Origin of the sequence: Paenibacillus sp. Y412MC10 (assembly GCF_000024685.1) — a bacterium.
GTDB lineage: Bacteria > Bacillota > Bacilli > Paenibacillales > Paenibacillaceae > Paenibacillus_AQ > Paenibacillus_AQ lautus_A.
The window spans coordinates 101,851-119,629 of the sequence record NC_013406.1; the positions used below are offsets into that span (position 1 = coordinate 101,851).

The window sequence follows — 17,779 nt, forward strand, 5'->3', positions numbered from 1 at the left end:
GTCCCCCTGTCATAATTACAAATTAAATTATACCCCATTTCTCAAACATTCTAGCCGCATCAAAAAGCCCGTCCAAGAGAAGTAGGTCTCCTTTGACGGGCAAACGGATATGTATGGGCAGGACGAGGATAAGACATCGAAGCTTAGGAGGATTCTCCGGTCGACTTTTCATACTGATCATTGCTCATGATGCGCTCGGCACCTACGTACCGCTGCTCGTAGTAGTCCTCAGAAAATAAAATCAATATTTTTCCATTAGGGTGTTTAATGAAGGGAGAGGAGGGTATATAAAGGGTAGAAGATGCAACGACATGAGGGGGCGAAGTGAATCGCATAATAATTTTCTTTTTTTCTCGAAAAGTGGGAACTTTTTCGTTGTCCCAAACGTTATAAAGGTATACACAGAGCAGACAAAAGAAAAAGCCGCTGGATGAGATCGGCACAATCTCATACACCCAGGGCTTCTTGTAAAGGATAAATCAATGAAGTTCCAGTAATTAATTGTAGTTCACAGCTACAGACTTGTACGTAGACTGACTCATGACTCGCTTAGCACCTACGTATCGATTGGCGTAATAGCTCTGGCTCAGCGGACTGATGATGACACCGCGCGAGGATGAGGAATGAGCGAATTTGCCGCCCCCAACATAAATACCCACATGAGATACACCTCTGCCGGATGTGTTGAAGAACACGAGATCGCCAGCTTTCAGCTTGCTCTTGGCTACGGCCGTACCGACTTTGTATTGAGCTCCAGACGTGCGCGGCAGGCTAAGACCAAGTTTCTTGTAGATATAGCTGGTGAATCCGGAGCAGTCAAAACCATTCGTTGTGGTTCCACCTGTTTTATAAGAGACACCAATGGCTGGTTTGATTGCAGTATTTAATTTGGAATCGGCGAAAGCGCTTCCGGTCCCTAATGTGAGTGCGAGGGCCAGGCCTAGAGAAATGGCCGTTAACTTCTTTTTCAAAGCAAAAAGCTCCTTCCATTGCCTGCGAGGTTAGCTTAAGGGTTCGGTTGAAGGTCCCCTATGATCCCTCTCTTGCGAGATCAATTCACCCAAAACGGATCCCCCGCTTCCCAATCATGGGAATTCGGCTCCTTAAAATGTTGATGAACCCATTCATAGACGTCTGACGTTCCAACATGCTTAACGAAATTACATAGTTCCAGCAAAAAGTTACAGTAAAGATGACAAAGTTGTTACTAACATATTCGTTATTTTAGCAGAGTATTAACAATTTGGCAAATGAGGAAAGCTCATTTTTATACAAAAAAACCTGTCCCCGTCATGCGGGATCAGGTTTTTTTGTAACTTGGCCATCGGAAAATGTAATATTGAGGAAAAATGAGCTTCTATTCTTTGTAAAATCAAGTCCGAGAGAGAAATGTGTCGCTTCCGATTACAGCATATTTACGAGCTTGTTTATCATATGATGGTAACGAAATGTAACGATTAGGCATGCTGCGAAGAAGAATCCCGCCACAAATGATATTGGGCGGAAATTACCCAAATTTGGAAGAGTCCATTTAGAAAATAAGAGGCTTGCTGAATAATCAAGCCGATCAATCCCGCCCAGAAGAGCGATGCCGAGCTCAGGAGCAAAAGAATGACGCAGGCCGATCCGCCAACGGTAAGGGATAACAGCACAGCCGTGCCCAGTCGGCGGAAGAGCGCAAGAACGGAGCTGATCATGCCGGAATTGTCCGTACGGCCGAATTGCATATAGAGCAATAACAGGCGAATCAGATAGGCGTACAGAAACCAGCCGGCTGCATGAGGCAGCGCATGAAGCAGCATAACCGGCTCATGGATCCCGTTCAGCAGGATCGGAAGGATTTTGGGCAGAATCCAGTATCCGGGCACAAAGGTAAGAACAAGTTCGATCAGATAAAATACCGTAACGGGCTTCCATAGCTTCTGCATGCCGGTGAAGAAGAATAATCCGCGCTCGCCCTTAGCCTCCTGGTGGAGGTTATAGAAGATGCCTGCCCGAATGAGCGGGGTACATACCATCCGGATCAGGAGCAGAGCGGCCAGAAGCCAACCATAGGTATGGACCGTGCCGCTTAACGATAGACTCATCTCGCCCTCGTAGAAGAATAACAGGCGACTAAGCTCGTTAGGGGCAGAATCCGGATACCGCATCAGCAGGGGGACGACTGCCGATTTTACAAGCCGGTACAGGCAATATCCCCACAGCATGCGGTACAAGAACAGCAGAATGGAGACGTATAATTGGTCTTTAACACTGATCCACCCTTGGCCTGCATAACTTTTCATGTGCTCCCCCCTCACCATGACAGGCTGCCGAACAACGTCTCCACAAGCTTGGTAATACTGAGATTCCAGCGTGTGACCACCTTCGGATCCATTCCTGCCTTCATATAGTTATTGATGTGTCTATTCTCCAGAACGATGGAGTATTTCGGATCAACCATGGCCCAGGCGAGCGGGGTGCTGTACTCCAGGGTGTACGTAACTTTTCCGTCCTTGCCGCTCCAGGTTCGCTCCACCGTTTTGCCGTCTTCAAAGGCGAACACGATAGGCACATCGGTTATATCTCCGTCCTTGCTCGTAATCTTGACCGTGGATTCATACCGCGGATGGTCTGACGTGCCTTTATTTTTGGTTTTGATCACATCGATGGCGACGTCGGCCATTTGGCTTCCATATACATATTGGTCAAAATACGATTGCCAGGATGTTTTGCTTACTTGCTCGACGACTTTCTGAAAATCAGACGTGGTTGGGTGCTTGAACCGATATTTCTGGGCATAGGTATGCATGATTTTCCCCATCATCTGTGGACCGACCTGCCGTTCAATGCCTTGCAGCACCAGCTTGCCTCTCGTGTAAACATTCAGCGCGTAGTTCTCGTGTGAGCTGTATTTCCAGGACTCCATCTTCAGCGGGGCAGGGGAGGTAATCGATGCTCCTTGAGCAGCGGTGTTGGAGGTAATGCCGTATTCCTTCTCCATCACTCTTTCTTCTGCATAGGTTGCAAAGGCCTCGTCCAGCCACGCTTCCTCAAATTCGTTGCTTGCGATCATTCCGTAAAAATATTGGTGGGCGATCTCGTGAATGACGGTCCGTTCGAGCTCATAACCCGGCGAATCGTTCTTGGCCCCGAAGGCCGTGACCAGCGTCGGGTATTCCATACCGCCTGCACCGTTGCCCGACTCCGGCGGGACGACGATGGACAACGTGGAATAAGGATAGGTTCCGTACCATTTACCGAACGAAGCCAGTGCCGACTTGGCGGCATCAAAGTAACGGTCCTTCAGGTCTTTATGGGCCGGATCGAGATACAGCTTGATGCGGACGCCCGGCACGCCCGGTGCCGAGAAGGCTTCCTCGGCCGTGACAAAGTTGGGCGAGGCCGACCAGGCAAAATCGTGCACATCATCGGCATAGAATTGATAAATTTTTTCCCCGTTCGACTTTTGGGCGGGCTTGGTCGGGAATCCGGTCGCGGCGACAATGTAATTCTCGGGCACCCGGATGCGAACGCTGTAAATGCCGAAGTTGGAATAGAACTCGGAGTTGCCGTGGTATTGATGAAGATTCCATCCTTCCTCGGCTCTTCCGCGAAGTCCGGCCGGTTCATAGACCGATACTTTAGGAAACCATTGGCCAGCCATAATAAAATTCTCGGTGGTGCCCATGCGCGCGAATATTTTGGGAAGCTCGACTTCAAATTCCATGTGAATGGTGATGCTCTCCCCGCCCTTGATGGGTTTGGGCAATCTAAGTTTGACAAGGCTGTGATCCTTGATGTTCCCGTCATCGGGTTGGACGAATTGAAGGCGATGGGTCAGGGCCAGTCCTTCCGTGGTTTTCACATTGGTAATGGTCATGGAGCCGTACCCGTCGTCCGGCATGGGGTCGGAACGAAGCCTGCCGCCCGATTCCTTCATAAAGGTCGTTTCATCGGAAGCAAAGGCATTGGGATACAGATGAAAGTACAGCTCATTTACGCTTTTTTTGCCTGGGTGAGTCCAAGTGAGTGTCTGCTTGCCCTTAAGTTTGTTCTCCTCAGGCTCGTACCGAACATCCATGTGATATTCCACCAGCCGGTCGCTTAGGGCCGGAGCGGGAGTATCAGGCTGCACCTTAGGCGGTGAGAGCGGGGCCTTCTCCACGGCAGAGGCAGAGGGCTTGCCCGCATTTGGGGCAAGGACAGACGCTGAGGACCCTGGATTCAGAAATATCGGCATCGATCCTGCAAGCAAACCAAGGGCAAGCAGGGATGATAGAAAGACTTTGGCACGTGGTGGGACCATATCGAACAACCTCCCGTTGACAAGCATCTAGTGCATGTATATGTTTGCTTTTGGGGGATTATTAGTTAAAATAAAATTATTGGGACATGGTTATCAATTTAGCGGCTGATACGTGAGAATCGGCTCTGATATAGGAGGTCGGCAGCAGTGGAGAACGAAGATCAGAAGCAGGGTGCGAAGAAACCCATTGCGTTGAATATTATCAATAGCAAGAGTAAGCATAAGGGGTTTGGATCCGGCTCCATCGATCTGAACAGTTTGTCGCCTGTCATCATCGACAATGGCGAGGCGCGAGTGGATATTGGAGCCATGCATGCAAAGAGCAAGGTGGAGAAGGGCATCCGCTTCAGCATGAACCGTGATGAAGTGCCCAACGGACGCCAGGTATGGATCGTGTGGGTAGCTGTAGACCGTACCGCGGAAGGACAGCATTATGCAGGCATGACCGCGTGCGAAATGTGGATCGACCATGATGCCCGCCGCGGCTGGAAAATCCTCGCCGACCATGTGAATAAAATGGATGCGGCGATGAAGCGCAAGATTATTCTGGATGGGCTTGGCGACGTGGAGAAGAAAGCGCTGCGCGAACTGCTGATCTCCCGTAACGAGGAATGGTGGAATGCCTCGCCGGAGGAGTTTAGAGAAGCTCTTCAAACAGCGGAATGATACCATAAATAAGCATTTTTTTAGATGCGGACATAAGGAAAGACCGGTAGGATTCTTGAATGAATCCGCCGGTCTTTTTTTGTGATTGATACGGTTAGAATGGAAGGGCGTAGGTCAGCTTTTTCTTTATATCAAGAAACGGATTTTCGTATTGAAGCTTCAGCTTGCCGCCGGCATATCCGTCATACGTAAGGCCGTCTCCGATGAAACCCACTTCGTTTGGCGGCATCTCTTCAATAGCTTTGATACTCTCCTCGTCCAAAAGTTCGGGATAGATAAGTTCTGCGGACTTGCCTGTCGGTTCAACGATATACAGGGTTGCCTTCGTATAGGGACGGACGAGCAGGAAGTCCCGTTCGATCGCTTCCACAATAAAATGATCGTCAACACCGGTGAGGGCGGCCAGATCGTAGGTTTTTACCGTTTTGCCCATCGGATGAACCAGCTCCAGCGTGCTGCCATTCATCATGGCGATATTGCCTTTGTAGCTGAGTTGGTCCGGATGATAGTTGATCCCGGCAAAATTGGTGTGATTGGTTTTGGAAAGCTTCAGGATTTTCTTGTCTTGAATGAGCACCCGATATCTTCCTTCATGGATATGGGGTTCCCCGTAATAATTGGACAAGTCGACGACATAGGTATTGCTGTTGATGCGATGTGCGTTCAAGCCCACTTGATCGATATCCTCAACCGGGAGAATGCCGACTTTCGTTGGCGTCGTTCCGGCTTTCCCCATGGACAGCATACCGGTCTCGCGATTCACCCAGAACAGCATATTGGCCTTGGAGGCATAAGCGTATCGGGACCAGGAATCAAAGGTGGTTCGAAGTCCGGATTTGCTGTCGTACTTCAGCGGAATGCCGAAGCCTTTGGTAATCAGGCTGGCGGGAACATATGTCACGCCTTTCTTCACAACCGGAGCCGCCTCGAGCTTCAAAGCGGTACCCTTGGCATTCACGGCGCGCGAATTTCCAATAATCATGCGAACAGACTGGGTCGGGCTGTTAATGTACAGCTCGTTCTTTCCAGGGATCGTCAGCTGCAGCTGCAGCTGCTCGGAAACTTCCTTCAGTGGAATGAACACGACGCCTTTGTTCGTATAAGGTTTATGCTTCACATCGAGCGCGCTCCAGGCTGCCTTGCTCTGCGATGTGGAGGCTGCTGCCGCATGGGCAGGAATGGTTATGAGCGATGAGGATGTAAGCATTAAAGACAATGCTATGGATGCGGTACCTGCTAGTTTGATGATTTTTACGGATTTCATTGTATTTCCTCCTTCTGGTTTTCACTCCCGCCTATATAAACGACTAAATAATGGGAAATGTTTCATCAAATCAAAAAATCATGTAAAAAATGATATATGCGATGAAGCTAAGCTGAGGGGAGAGGGAGCGTCCGAACCTAAAAAACCGGAGCTGCCCAGAAGGGACGCAGCTCCGGTTTATATCAATGTCCTGATTGCAGCTCCTGATCCTTGCCAAGCAGAATGGTGAGACCCAGCAAGGTTACGATAATGGTGGCCCCCATGTCCGATATGATCGCGATCCATAGGGTCAGCCAGCCCGGAATCGTTAGCAGCAGAGCGATGGCCTTCAGCGACAAGGAAAGTCCGATGTTCCATTTAATAATCCGGTTGACTCGTCTTGCCGTCTTGATGGCTCCGGGCAGCTTACCAAGGTGATCCTGCATCAATACGATGTCGGCGGTTTCGATGGCGCTGTCCGTTCCTTTTCCCATTGCGATGCCCAGATCGGCAGCGGCCAATGCAGGGGCGTCGTTAATGCCATCGCCGACCATGCCGGTCTTTTTGCGGGAGCTAAGCTCCTTGATTTTGGCAACCTTCTGTTCCGGCAGCAGGCTTGCGAACACCCGCGATACGCCGGATTGTTTCGCGATCGCCTGCGCCGACTGCTCATGGTCGCCCGTCAGCATCACCGTATCCGTGATTCCAGCCTCGTGAAGCTTGCGGACAACGGCTGCGGTCTCCGGCCTAATCTCATCGGCAAGACCGAATTGACCTAATACGCGCTCCTCGCTTACGGCGGCAACGATCGTGTACCCCTGGGCCTTCATTCTCCGAATGTCATCCTCAACGGCACGGATATGATCTTGAGGGCCGCTCACATGCTTCAGCACTTCCTCGCTGCCCACCCAGAACAGCTTCCCTCCGATTTCAGCCTGAATGCCTTCACCCGGCAGCACCGTAATCTGTTGAGGTTCATTAAACATGCAATGCGGCTGCTTGATCTCCAGATGTTTCATGACGGCTTTGGCCAACGGATGGAGCGAGGATTGCTCCAGCGCGCCTACCACGGCATAAAATTTATCCTCATCATATACGGTTTCCGCGTAGACGGCCGGCTCGCCCTTGGTCAGGGTTCCCGTCTTGTCGAAAGCGACGGCTTCCAGGCGTCCGAGCTGCTCCAGATGGACTCCGCCTTTAATTAGAATGCCGTTGCGTGCCGCGCGGGTCATCCCGCTAACCAGCGCTATCGGCGAAGAGAGCACGAGCGAGCAAGGACACCCGACAATGAGAATGGACAGCCCCTGGTAAACCCAGGTCATCCAGGGCTGATTCAGCAGCAACGGAGGAATCAGCGCAACAGCCAATGCGATGATCATAATGGCTGGCGTATAGTATTTAGCAAATTTATCGATGAATAGCTCCGTCGGCGTCTTGCTGTCCTGCGCCTCCTGCACAAGATGCATGATCTTGGCCAGGGAGGAATCCTGATAAGCCTTCGATATGGCGATATAGAGCACGCCGTCGGTACTTACGCTGCCGCCAAATACGGCGTCGCCCTCCCGTTTCGTAACAGGCACCGATTCTCCGGTTATGGCAGCTTCGTTCACCGCGCCGGTTCCCTGGGTTATGGCTCCGTCCGAAGGAATTTTCTCGCCAGGTCTTACCCGGACAACGTCTCCGGGAGAGAGGCTCTCGATCGGCACGCGTTTGGTTTGGCCGTCTACCCAAAGCTCGGCTTCCTTCGGCGCTGCGGCCAGCAGCGCTTCCATGGATTGGCGGGCACGGTTCATGCCGTAGCCTTCCAGCAGCTCATTGAGGCCGAAGAGAATGGCAACGAGCGTGGCTTCCCGCCACTCCCCGATGATGACGGCACCTACGAGCGCAACGGTCATCAGGGTATCCATATTGAATTTGAAGCGGGTCAGGTTACGCAGTCCGCGCAAAAACGTCGTATACCCGCTCAATATCATGGCACCTGCATATAATGCGATCACAACCGACTCGGCGGCGTTCCCTTCTAATAGAAAAGTCAGCAGATAAAACGCAGCCGAGATGGACAGCAGCCACTTCATTTTTCGTTCGCTGCCATGGCTGTGTCCATGTCCATGTTCATGGCTTTGTCCGTGGTCGTGTTCTTCTGACGCACCATGAGCGTGCGACGAAGAGGCGGGCCGAACATCAGCGCCGGCAGCCGAAAGGGCTGTTTGCGGGGCATGAACGATACGGGCGCCATCACTTTTCAAAATGGTTTCTACCCGGTTTAGGTTCACCTGGGGGGAAAGGGTCAGCTTTCCGCTGTTATAACTCAGCCGGGCGTCGCTTCCATGGTCGAGCTTCTGGATCTCCTCCTGCATTTCACGGGTGCAGTTCGGGCACGAGAGGCCCTGGACCTTGTATTCAACAAGTTTGCTGCCACCTGCTTCAGGAGATGTTTTGGATTGCTGATGGTTGTCCGTGCTCATCTACACCCTCTCCTTCTGGTGCTCCAGCGTCATATGAAGCAAAGTCCGGATATGGTCGTCTTTTAGCGAATAGTATACATTCTTACCCGCCTTGCGCGATTTGGCGATATTCTTGTTCTTCAGCGTGCGCAAATGATGGGAGGCTGTTGCGGTGGAGCTTCCGAGAACTTCAGCCACGTCGCAAACGCATAACTCGCCGCGGTCCAGCATATAGGCTACCTTGACCCGCGTCGGGTCGGCCAGCGCCTTGAAGATCTCGGCCATGCCGAGCATATCATCATCCGAAACCGTTTCTTTTAACAAAGCAACCCTCTCGGTTGAAGGACATTCCGTTTCACACAGCTCCAGAGCCACGTCCTCTTTCATTGTTCGGACATTCATAAGATCAACCTCCTTGAAATAGGAGCAATAAGTGCTCTTTATTCTATATATTCAAACGTTGATTTGATTGTTAGTCATAATATACCCGATTTACACATGATATTCAAACGAATATTTGATTGTTCACAAGCTTTTCACAGCGCAGGTTATGATCCGGCAAGTCATATCATATGAACCAATTCCAGCGTTAGGCGCAGCGGCCGCACAGAAAATCCTTCCATTTCATTTCACGCCAACTTATACTATTAGCAAAAAGATGTAAAATTCGCACAGGAAGAGTATCTGCGGCCCAGGCGCCTCAAGCGCTGCATCATATCCTGTACGGGCCATCGTTTCGACTCGAATGTGTACATTATCTAATACCTATCCTTCGATTTGCGGATGTGTATAAACAGGGGAGGCCGGAGTATGACTTGTCCGATATGTCGATATGAAACGGAAGATGGGAAATATTGCAAGAAATGCGGGGCCAGGCTGATTATCGAGGATTCCCCCGTCTTTGCGGCCATGAAGGAGCAAGCTGCTGCGTCGGAAATTTACGGCGTCGCCAGGCGAGGCGGAAGCATAAATAGGGAGATTTCTCATGTGCGCCAAGGAGAAGCTGCTCTGCCGGTGTATACTCCGCCGGATATTTCATTTCCTACAGCAGGCCGCCAGCATGCCGAAGAGGAAGAGGGGCCGAATCCTTATTGGACCAGCTTAAAATTGTATGGGCAGCTCTATGGGGACCATTTCCTGAAGGGGCTAAGGCATCCCTTCAGCGCAGCTGCCGTAACGGACAACAGCCAGTTCCTAAACGCGATCGTATCCATGCTGCTCTATATTGTGCTCCTTCCGCTCGCGCTGTACGCAGCGCTTCATCATGAACTGCAGGGACTCCCGGAGGGGGCGTTTGTAGATCTAGTCTTGAAGCCTATTGTCTGGATTGCGATTTTCTTGTTTTTGCTGAACGTCTTTACCTTCGCTGCAGTCAAGCTGTCATTTAACCCGGCTGCGAAGCTGAAAGAAGTCATGGCCAGATTCGGCACATTGCTGCCGCTATACCTTGTGTTGTATGCGATCAGTTTGTTGTTCCTGTTTCTTAATGGCGATATATCCAAGGTTATCATCCTTCTAGCGTTCATCAGCACCGTGATGACCGTGCCGTTATGCGTCATGACCGGCTACAAGAGAAGAGTGGCCGGCGGCCTGGATCCGCTGTATGCGATCCTGCTGGTCTACGTTGCAGTCATGCTCGTCATCGTGCTTCTGGGCAGCTCCATGATCGAATATATGAGCATTTTATAAGAAGCCATCTACATAATGAATCGTGAAAAAGAGAAAAACAGCAGGCTCTTTATCGGGAACGCCCGGAAAAAGAGCCTACTGTTTTTTGACGTGACGGGCTATCCGTTTATTCGACCCACCATCGTTTGAAATCCTTCCACCAGGAACGTTCCTCCTGTTTCTCGGCAGCATCTGCAGGGTTAGCCTTCTTGGCGGACTCCCCGCCTTCATGTTCGTCGCAATACTCCGTGGGTTCCGTCCCTTTGACGAAAACCTCCAGCATTTTGTCCGGACAGCCGGCGCCTGCAAGCTTGCCCGTCTTCGGATCCACATACGCGCTGACGACTTCATCCGGGATCGGAAAAATCTTGGGCGGCACGTTCTCCAGTGCCTTCTCCGTATACTGCGCAAAAATCGGCGCTGCGCGCCGTCCGTCGACTTTGCTGATCTCCCGTCCTTTGTCATACCCGACCCATACCGCCGTCGACAGTTCCGGGGTATATCCGACGAGCCAGGCGTCGGTGTCGGTCGTGCCCGTCTTTCCGGCCACGGGCCGTTTCATCAGGGTGGAGACGCGGTTACCCGTTCCGCCGGTCTCGAATACCCCCTCCATCATGCGCGTCATCACGTAAGCTGCGGAAGGCTCAACCACTTGTTCGCCTTCCTCTTCCGGAGCCGTATACAAACTGCGGCCGGCCGCGTCGGTGATGCTCAGCACCGCGACAGGGGAGACCCGCTTGCCGCTGTTAGCCATGACGGCGTAAGCGGAGGCCATCTCCAGCGGGCTGACGGGCGAGGTGCCCAGGGCCAGCGAAGGGACAGGCTCCAGCGGACTCGTGATGCCCATCTTTTTCGCCATGTCGGCGACTTTATCCGGGCCGATCTTCATGATGGTATTCACGGCATAGATGTTATCCGAGGCAGCAATGGCTTCCCGCATGGGGATTTCGCCTAAATATTTATCGCCGAAGTTGCTGGGCTGGTACGTTTTGCGATTGTTATCGTAATGAAACAGGGTAGGCTGGCTGTTGAACACGCTGGTGCTTGTCATTTCCTTGGATGCAATGGCCGTTAAATACATAATCGGCTTAAATGAGGAGCCGGGCTGCCTGGTTCTGGCCAATGCGTGGTTGTATTGATTCTCGCGGTAATTCTTACCGCCGACCATAGCTTTGATGTGGCCGTTTCGCGGGTCGATGGATACGAGCGCCGTCTCCAGCTCGCTCTTGCTGTCCATGCCCTGGGATACGGCCTCTTCGGCTGCTTTCTGGGCCCGCGGATCCAGGGTTGTATAGATGTTCAAGCCGCCCTGTTCGAGCTGCTGGTCCGTGATGTTCAACTGCTTGGTGACGAGACCCCGGACATAGTCCCGGAAGTAGGAGGCAATTACTTTATTCTCCTGCCGGTCCTGCGGGAGCAGGGCAAGCTTGGCCGAAGCGGCTTTATCCGCCTCGGCCTCCGTGATGAATCCGGTCTCTGCCATGGCATTCAGGACGATCTGCTGTCTTTTGACCGCGTTGTCCATATGATTGTAGGGCGAGTAATACGTGGGCCCCTTCGGAATGCCGGCCAGCATTGCGCTTTCGGCCAAGGTCAGGTTTTTTGCCGATTTGCCGAAATACAGCAGCGACGCCGACTCGATGCCGTAAGCGCCGTGACCGTAATAAATTTCGTTCAGGTACATTTCGAGAATTTGATCTTTCGTATATTTCATCTCAAGCTGGGCGGTGAATTTGGCCTCCTTGAGTTTTCGTGTCCATGTTTTTTCATGAGATAGGTATAAGTTTCGTGCAAGCTGCTGGGTCAACGTGCTCGCTCCCTGTTTGCGGTCCATATGCTGCAGGTTGATCAATACGGCCCTGGCCATGCCCTTCATATCGAACCCGGGATGATCATAGAATTTTCGGTCCTCCACCGCCAAGGTGGCCTGAATCAGTAGGGGGGATATGTCGGCGAGGTTCACCTGCTCGGATGTATGTCCCGTGCTTGAGAATGTGGCGATCAAATCTCCCTGGCTGTCGAGCAGACGGGAGTAGCGGGATGTTTCCGCGACCGGCAGCGGCGTTATAAATAAATAGGCGAGCAGAATGCCGCCGGCGATGATGGAAATGCCAAGGAGTACGAACAGAAATGTAGCAAGCCGGACGAAACGACGTTTGCGCTTGGGTGATTTTTTTTGCCCCGGCATCAGATGTTCTCCTTCCAGTCCTTTTGTAGAGTCAAGGTCTTTGTGCCGCCAAAAATGGAGATGTGCTCAAATTCTCCTTGGCTGCCTTCTTTTTCTATACAGTATGGGGCTGCAGCGGTCAGGATATTCATCGGAAAGGGCGATGTTTTTGCTTCCGTTCGCATGTACCGGAACTTTTGGTTGCAATTTGGGCTTGATTTAATATAATCTAATTTGTTTGGTACAATAGGAAAAGTGTGAAACTGTAAGCTAAAGGCATCTGCCCCGAATAAAGTTTTACGGCTTGGATCTGGACGGCTGAACATTATTCTAGCGGAAAGAAGGTAGTGACGATGGAATTATGGTACACAGAGAAGCAAACCCCGACTTTTGGCATTACGGCTAAAATCCGGGAGACCTTTGTACATGAGAAGACGGAGTTTCAACAATTGGATATGATCGATACCGAGGAATTCGGGCGCATGCTCGTGCTGGACGGTATGGTTATGACTACGATTAAGGATGAATTCGTCTATCATGAGATGGTCGCTCACCCCGCGCTGAACACGCATCCAAATCCGAAGAAGGTTCTTGTCGTCGGCGGAGGAGACGGTGGCGTCATTCGCGAAGTGATCAAGCATCCGGGCGTAGAGAAGGCCGTACTCGTTGAAATTGATGGAAAAGTTATCGAATATTCGAAGCAGTACTTGCCTGAGATCGCCGGCAAGCTGGACGATCCGAAGGTTGAAGTGCTGGTTAACGATGGATATATGCACATTATCGAGCATAAGAACGAATACGATGTCATCATGGTGGACTCCACCGAGCCTGTAGGCCCGGCTGCTCCGTTGTTTGAGCGCGGATTCTATCAAGGGATCTATGAGGCGCTGAAGGAAGACGGTATTTTCGTGGCGCAAACGGACAATCCGTGGTTCAAAGCGGACCTGATTCAGCAGGTCAACAAAGACGTGAAGGAAATCTTCCCGATCGTGCGTGTCTATGGAGCGAACATTCCAACCTACCCAAGCGGTCTGTGGACCTTTACGATGGGCAGCAAAACATACGATCCGCTTGAAGTGGACGAGTCCACGATTGATGAGATGGATACGAAGTATTATTCGCCTCGTCTGCATAAAGCCGCCTTCGTGCTGCCGAAATTCGTAGAAGACTTGGTGAAATAAGGAGGCGCGCATAAACTGATGAAACTGGACCAAGGTTATTCCGGCAACGTGTTTATTCTGAGCTCCGAGGATTATGAAGGATCCAAGGCCGTCATCTACGGTATGCCGATGGACTTCACGGTTAGCTACCGTCCCGGCTCCCGTTTCGGCCCGGCCCGTATCCGCCAAGCATCCGTTGGCTTGGAGGAGTACAGCCCGTACTTAGATAAGAGCATTGAAGATATCACTTATTTCGATGCAGGCGATCTGATGCTGCCTTTCGGCAATGCCGGTCGCAGTCTTGAAGTGATCGGCGATTATGTAGGCAAGCTGCTGGACGACGGGAAGTTCCCGATTGGACTCGGCGGAGAACACCTCGTATCGTGGCCGATTATTCAGAAGGTGTATGAGAAGTATCCTGATCTCATTCTGATCCATATCGATGCCCATGCCGACCTGCGCGAGCATTACGAGGGAGAGCCGTTGTCCCACTCCACGCCGGTCCGCAAGGCGGCGGGCATTATGGGCGGCAAGAACATTTATCAGTTCGGCATCCGTTCCGGCTCCCGCGAGGAGTTCCAGTACGGACGCGAGAACATCAATTTCTACCCGTTTGAGGTAGCCGCTCCGCTGAAGGAAGCATTGCCTTCCATGGGCAACCGTCCGGTCTACGTGACCATCGACATCGACGTGCTGGATCCGTCTGCCGCACCGGGCACCGGTACGGCAGAAGCCGGCGGCATCACGTCGAAAGAGCTGCTGGAAGCCGTACATCTGATTGCAAACTCCGATGTGAACGTTGTTGGCTGCGATCTCGTGGAAGTGGCGCCGATCTACGATCCGACCGAGCAGACCCAGATCGTGGCTGCGAAGCTGATTCGCGAGATGCTGCTGGGATTCGTTAAGTAGTCCACCCACCCAAACCCTCCCTGCCAGGGAGGGCCCCAAGGGCGCTGCCCTCTGGACACCCGCAACGTTGGCGTTCAGCGGGGCTGTGGGGATCGAAGCGGGGCTGGTGCTTGTGCCCGGCCACCCTTGGTCTCCCCTGCGGGGACGCCCTCGTGGCCTCTTGAGCGCCCATATTGCAGCCGAGGCTATTCGCCGTCGGCAGTTGAAGAAAAAGCAAGCCTCCCCTACCTAAGCCTATGGCTATCGGGGTTGGCTTGCTTTTTCGCACTTATTGGAGGCCTCCTCGCGTGGTCTGCCCTGATGGGCATGCTCGGGGCCGGAAGTATCAGCCAGGTTGGCACTGCCGCTCGGCTGCGGTAGAAAAAGCAAGCGTCCCCTCATCGAAGCCCGCGGTAGCGGGGTTGCTTGCCTGAGCAATTGAGAAGAAATCCTCGACGATCCTATGGTGTAAACTTAAGATAGATTCAGATTTATTAAGGAGGGTTACATCATGACGAATGCTTCAAGCAAGAAGAGAACCGACACGGCATCAAGGGTTATTATGGCGTCGCCATCTACGATTTATCAGGCATTCTTGAATCCGGAGGCGCTGGCTTCGTGGCTTCCGCCAAAAGGGATGACAGGCCATGTCGACACGTTTGATGCCCGCGAGGGTGGGACTTATCGAATGATACTTACCTATAACGATACCGATCACTCGGCACCCGGTAAGTCTTCGGACAATACGGACGTCATTGAAGGAAAGTTTCTGGAGTTTGTTAACGAAGAGAGGGTTGTGCAGCTGGTCGAATTTGAATCTGATGATCCCAATTATGCGGGGTTTATGAAGATGACATGGGCATTGGAGCCGCTTGCGGAAGGCACCCAAGTCACGATCGTGTGTGAGAATGTGCCCGAAGGCGTACGGAAGGAAGATCACGATGAAGGCTTGAGGTCCACACTCGAGAATCTCGCCAAATCTACGGAGGGACAATAGACGGTCGGCTGTATAACGAAACAAACGAATTGTGATGAGGCATTTTCATGAACAAATCGTTTTGTAGATTTTATCAGGACCACGTTTGTGTGTATATGTTTTTCATAACAACATCTGAATGAAGAACCAGCCACCTTCTCTATCGCTGCAGGTAGCTGGTTTTTTCTTTTCGGAGAAACCAAACCCATCCTCCATCCCATCAACAAATCCTTTTTACCCTCCCTCGGTTTGCTTGCTCCTCCCTAATTTCAAGTTCGACTTCAAATCCATTCATGGGTACACGATACGCGTAGTTATGGGAAGAATCGGCGATCTGCTCATTGCGTGTTGGATTGGACGATTGTGCCGATTTATCGGAAGCCGTTAATATTGGCGTTACATCGACCATATCGACGAAAAGGAGGTACGAATACGATGGCAGCCCAGTCACCCGAAATAAAGCGCAAGGATTTGATAACCGCCCGGCACCCAGGGACATCCCGTAACCGGTACATAGCCAACATCCGCAAGCATTGGATGCTGTATCTCATGATCATTCCCGGAATTCTCTATTATATTGTGTTTAAATATGTACCGCTGGCGGGCAGTGTCATCGCATTTCAGGACTATCAGATTTTCAAAGGCATCCTTGGCAGTCCGTGGGTGGGCCTGGACAATTTTGGATTTATTTTTTCCTACCAGGATTTCTACAACGTGCTGCGCAATACGGCGGTGATCGCTTTCTATCAGCTTGTTTTTGGTTTTCCTGCTCCGATCGTGCTGGCTCTGCTGTTCAATGAAATCCGCATCATGCTGGCAAAACGGGTCGTGCAAAGCATGTTCTATCTTCCGCACTTTTTATCATGGGTTGTTGTCGGCGGGATCGTCTTCGAGCTGTTATCCAACCAAGGGGTTGTGAATGCGGTGCGGGACTGGTTCGGCTACGAACCCATTCTGTTCATGCAGGAGGAACGGTATTTCCGAGGAATTGTCGTCCTTTCCTCGATCTGGAAGGAAGTCGGCTGGGGCACGATTATTTATTTGGCTGCCATCGCCGGCATCAATCCGAATTTATATGAAGCAGCCGTTATGGATGGAGCAAGTCGGTGGAAACAAACGATCTATATTACGCTGCCCACGATGTTTCCGACGATTCTGGTGCTGTTCCTGCTGCAAATCGGTAATTTCCTGGAGCTCGGCTTCGATCAGATTTACAATTTACTGACGCCGATGACGTACTCGGTAGGCGATATCATCGAAACGTACGTCTATCGTGCGGGTGTGCTTCAGGGGCAATACAGCATGACGACGGCTATCGGGCTGTTCCAGTCCGTCATTGGGTTTATACTGCTGTGGATTTTTAACCGGTTGGCCAGAAAAACGGATCAGGGGTTGTGGTGATGAAAGCGACATTCGGAGAAAAAATGTTTCAGACGCTGAATTATGTGTTTCTGTTCGCTGCTGCGGTGACGATGCTGTTCCCGCTTCTTCAGCTGCTTGCCGTATCGCTCAGCTCCCCGGTAGCTGCCGATTCGAAGGAAGTATTTTTGCTCCCCGTGGAGTTTACAACCGCATCTTGGGAGCATGTATTAAAAAATAAAGGCTTGTGGACATCTTTCGGGATCACCGTATATATTACGATCGCCGGGACGCTGCTCAGCATGCTGTTTTCGGTCATGACGGCATACCCGCTTTCACGACGGGAATTTCTGATCCGTAAACAAGTCATGTTCGGCATTGTGCTAACGATGATTTTTAACGCGCCGATGATCCCGTTTTTTTTGACCGTTCGCGAGCTTGGCATGATGAACTCCTTGTGGGCTCTCATCATTCCCGGTCTGGTTGGCACGTTCAACATGATCATTATTCGGACCTTTTTCATGGGCATTCCCAGTGAACTGGACGATTCGGCGCGAATCGACGGATGCAGCGAATTCGGCATATTGTTCCGCATGTACTTGCCTTTATCCAAACCTGTGATGGCGACGGTCAGTCTGTTTTACGCGGTCGGATACTGGAACACCTTCTCCCGTGCGGTGCTGTTTATAAGGGATCCGGAGAAATGGCCGCTTCAAATGAAGCTGAGAGCATACCTCCAGTCTCCCGAGGAGCTGGCTGCGGTCAATCTGTTTCTTGGGGATTACGATTTCAACACGACAACCTTGAAAGCGGCAACAATCCTGTTTGCTACCATTCCGATCATTCTGGTATACCCGTATCTGCAAAAATACTTTGTCAAAGGGTCCATGCTGGGTTCGTTAAAGGAATAAAGCAAAACG

Annotated in this window: 14 protein-coding genes and 1 riboswitch; of the genes, 7 read left to right on the plus strand and 7 right to left on the minus strand. The window is 51.5% G+C overall.

Translation table 11 applies throughout. The features are described 5' to 3' along the window. Nucleotides 1–497: 497 nt before the first annotated feature. From GYMC10_RS00490 to GYMC10_RS00500, 3 genes are all read right to left on the minus strand, one after another. Nucleotides 498–971: a C40 family peptidase gene (locus GYMC10_RS00490; RefSeq protein WP_012818351.1), complete on the minus strand. Its 474-nt coding sequence runs from the start codon at nucleotides 969–971 to the stop codon at nucleotides 498–500. 4 nt (nucleotides 972–975) lie between these two features. After that, a riboswitch (cyclic di-AMP (ydaO/yuaA leader) is annotated at nucleotides 976–1,111 on the minus strand. A 346-nt stretch (nucleotides 1,112–1,457) separates the two neighbouring features. Continuing rightward, on the minus strand, nucleotides 1,458–2,285 hold the full coding sequence (locus tag GYMC10_RS00495) for a hypothetical protein (RefSeq protein ID WP_012818352.1): 828 nt from the start codon (nucleotides 2,283–2,285) through the stop codon (nucleotides 1,458–1,460). An 11-nt stretch (nucleotides 2,286–2,296) separates the two neighbouring features. After that, complete coding sequence (locus GYMC10_RS00500; RefSeq protein WP_012818353.1) at nucleotides 2,297–4,288, minus strand: M1 family metallopeptidase; 1,992 nt, start codon at nucleotides 4,286–4,288, stop codon at nucleotides 2,297–2,299. A gap of 147 nt (nucleotides 4,289–4,435) precedes the next feature. Here GYMC10_RS00500 and GYMC10_RS00505 point away from each other — a divergent pair, with 147 nt between their 5' ends. Beyond that, the gene (locus GYMC10_RS00505) at nucleotides 4,436–4,954 is read left to right on the plus strand and encodes a YwhD family protein (protein ID WP_012818354.1); all 519 of its coding nucleotides are present in this window, start codon (nucleotides 4,436–4,438) and stop codon (nucleotides 4,952–4,954) included. A gap of 94 nt (nucleotides 4,955–5,048) precedes the next feature. Here the strand turns inward: GYMC10_RS00505 and GYMC10_RS00510 are convergent, their stop codons facing one another. The 3 genes from GYMC10_RS00510 to GYMC10_RS00520 form a co-directional block, all read right to left on the minus strand. Beyond that, nucleotides 5,049–6,218, minus strand: a complete 1,170-nt coding sequence (locus GYMC10_RS00510) for a copper amine oxidase N-terminal domain-containing protein (protein ID WP_012818355.1) — start codon at nucleotides 6,216–6,218, stop codon at nucleotides 5,049–5,051. Nucleotides 6,219–6,400: 182 nt separating this feature from the next. Continuing rightward, nucleotides 6,401–8,662 carry a heavy metal translocating P-type ATPase gene (locus GYMC10_RS00515; protein ID WP_012818356.1) on the minus strand — a complete coding sequence of 754 codons (2,262 nt, stop codon included), beginning with the start codon at nucleotides 8,660–8,662 and terminating at the stop codon, nucleotides 6,401–6,403. Then, nucleotides 8,663–9,043: an ArsR/SmtB family transcription factor gene (locus GYMC10_RS00520; RefSeq protein WP_012818357.1), complete on the minus strand. Its 381-nt coding sequence runs from the start codon at nucleotides 9,041–9,043 to the stop codon at nucleotides 8,663–8,665. A 408-nt stretch (nucleotides 9,044–9,451) separates the two neighbouring features. On the opposite strand from GYMC10_RS00520, the gene GYMC10_RS00525 reads away from it, so the two are divergent. Beyond that, nucleotides 9,452–10,330, plus strand: coding sequence for a hypothetical protein (locus tag GYMC10_RS00525; protein WP_012818358.1), 879 nt, complete (start codon nucleotides 9,452–9,454; stop codon nucleotides 10,328–10,330). A 106-nt stretch (nucleotides 10,331–10,436) separates the two neighbouring features. Here the strand turns inward: GYMC10_RS00525 and GYMC10_RS00530 are convergent, their stop codons facing one another. Continuing rightward, complete coding sequence (locus tag GYMC10_RS00530) at nucleotides 10,437–12,497, minus strand: transglycosylase domain-containing protein (protein ID WP_012818359.1); 2,061 nt, start codon at nucleotides 12,495–12,497, stop codon at nucleotides 10,437–10,439. 332 nt (nucleotides 12,498–12,829) lie between these two features. Here GYMC10_RS00530 and speE point away from each other — a divergent pair, with 332 nt between their 5' ends. The 5 genes from speE to GYMC10_RS00560 all read left to right on the plus strand — a co-directional run bounded on the left by speE (nucleotide 12,830) and on the right by GYMC10_RS00560 (nucleotide 17,770). Further along, nucleotides 12,830–13,657, plus strand: coding sequence for a polyamine aminopropyltransferase (gene speE / locus GYMC10_RS00535; protein ID WP_012818360.1), 828 nt, complete (start codon nucleotides 12,830–12,832; stop codon nucleotides 13,655–13,657). An 18-nt stretch (nucleotides 13,658–13,675) separates the two neighbouring features. Continuing rightward, entirely contained in the window at nucleotides 13,676–14,545 is an 870-nt protein-coding gene (speB, locus tag GYMC10_RS00540) for an agmatinase (protein ID WP_012818361.1), read from the plus strand. A gap of 490 nt (nucleotides 14,546–15,035) precedes the next feature. Then, entirely contained in the window at nucleotides 15,036–15,521 is a 486-nt protein-coding gene (locus tag GYMC10_RS00550; protein ID WP_012818362.1) for an SRPBCC family protein, read from the plus strand. Nucleotides 15,522–15,935: 414 nt separating this feature from the next. Next, complete coding sequence (locus GYMC10_RS00555) at nucleotides 15,936–16,901, plus strand: ABC transporter permease (RefSeq protein WP_012818363.1); 966 nt, start codon at nucleotides 15,936–15,938, stop codon at nucleotides 16,899–16,901. After that, nucleotides 16,901–17,770, plus strand: a complete 870-nt coding sequence (locus GYMC10_RS00560; protein ID WP_009595532.1) for a carbohydrate ABC transporter permease — start codon at nucleotides 16,901–16,903, stop codon at nucleotides 17,768–17,770. The genes GYMC10_RS00555 and GYMC10_RS00560 overlap by 1 nt, the downstream gene beginning before the upstream one ends. Nucleotides 17,771–17,779 lie beyond the last annotated feature (9 nt).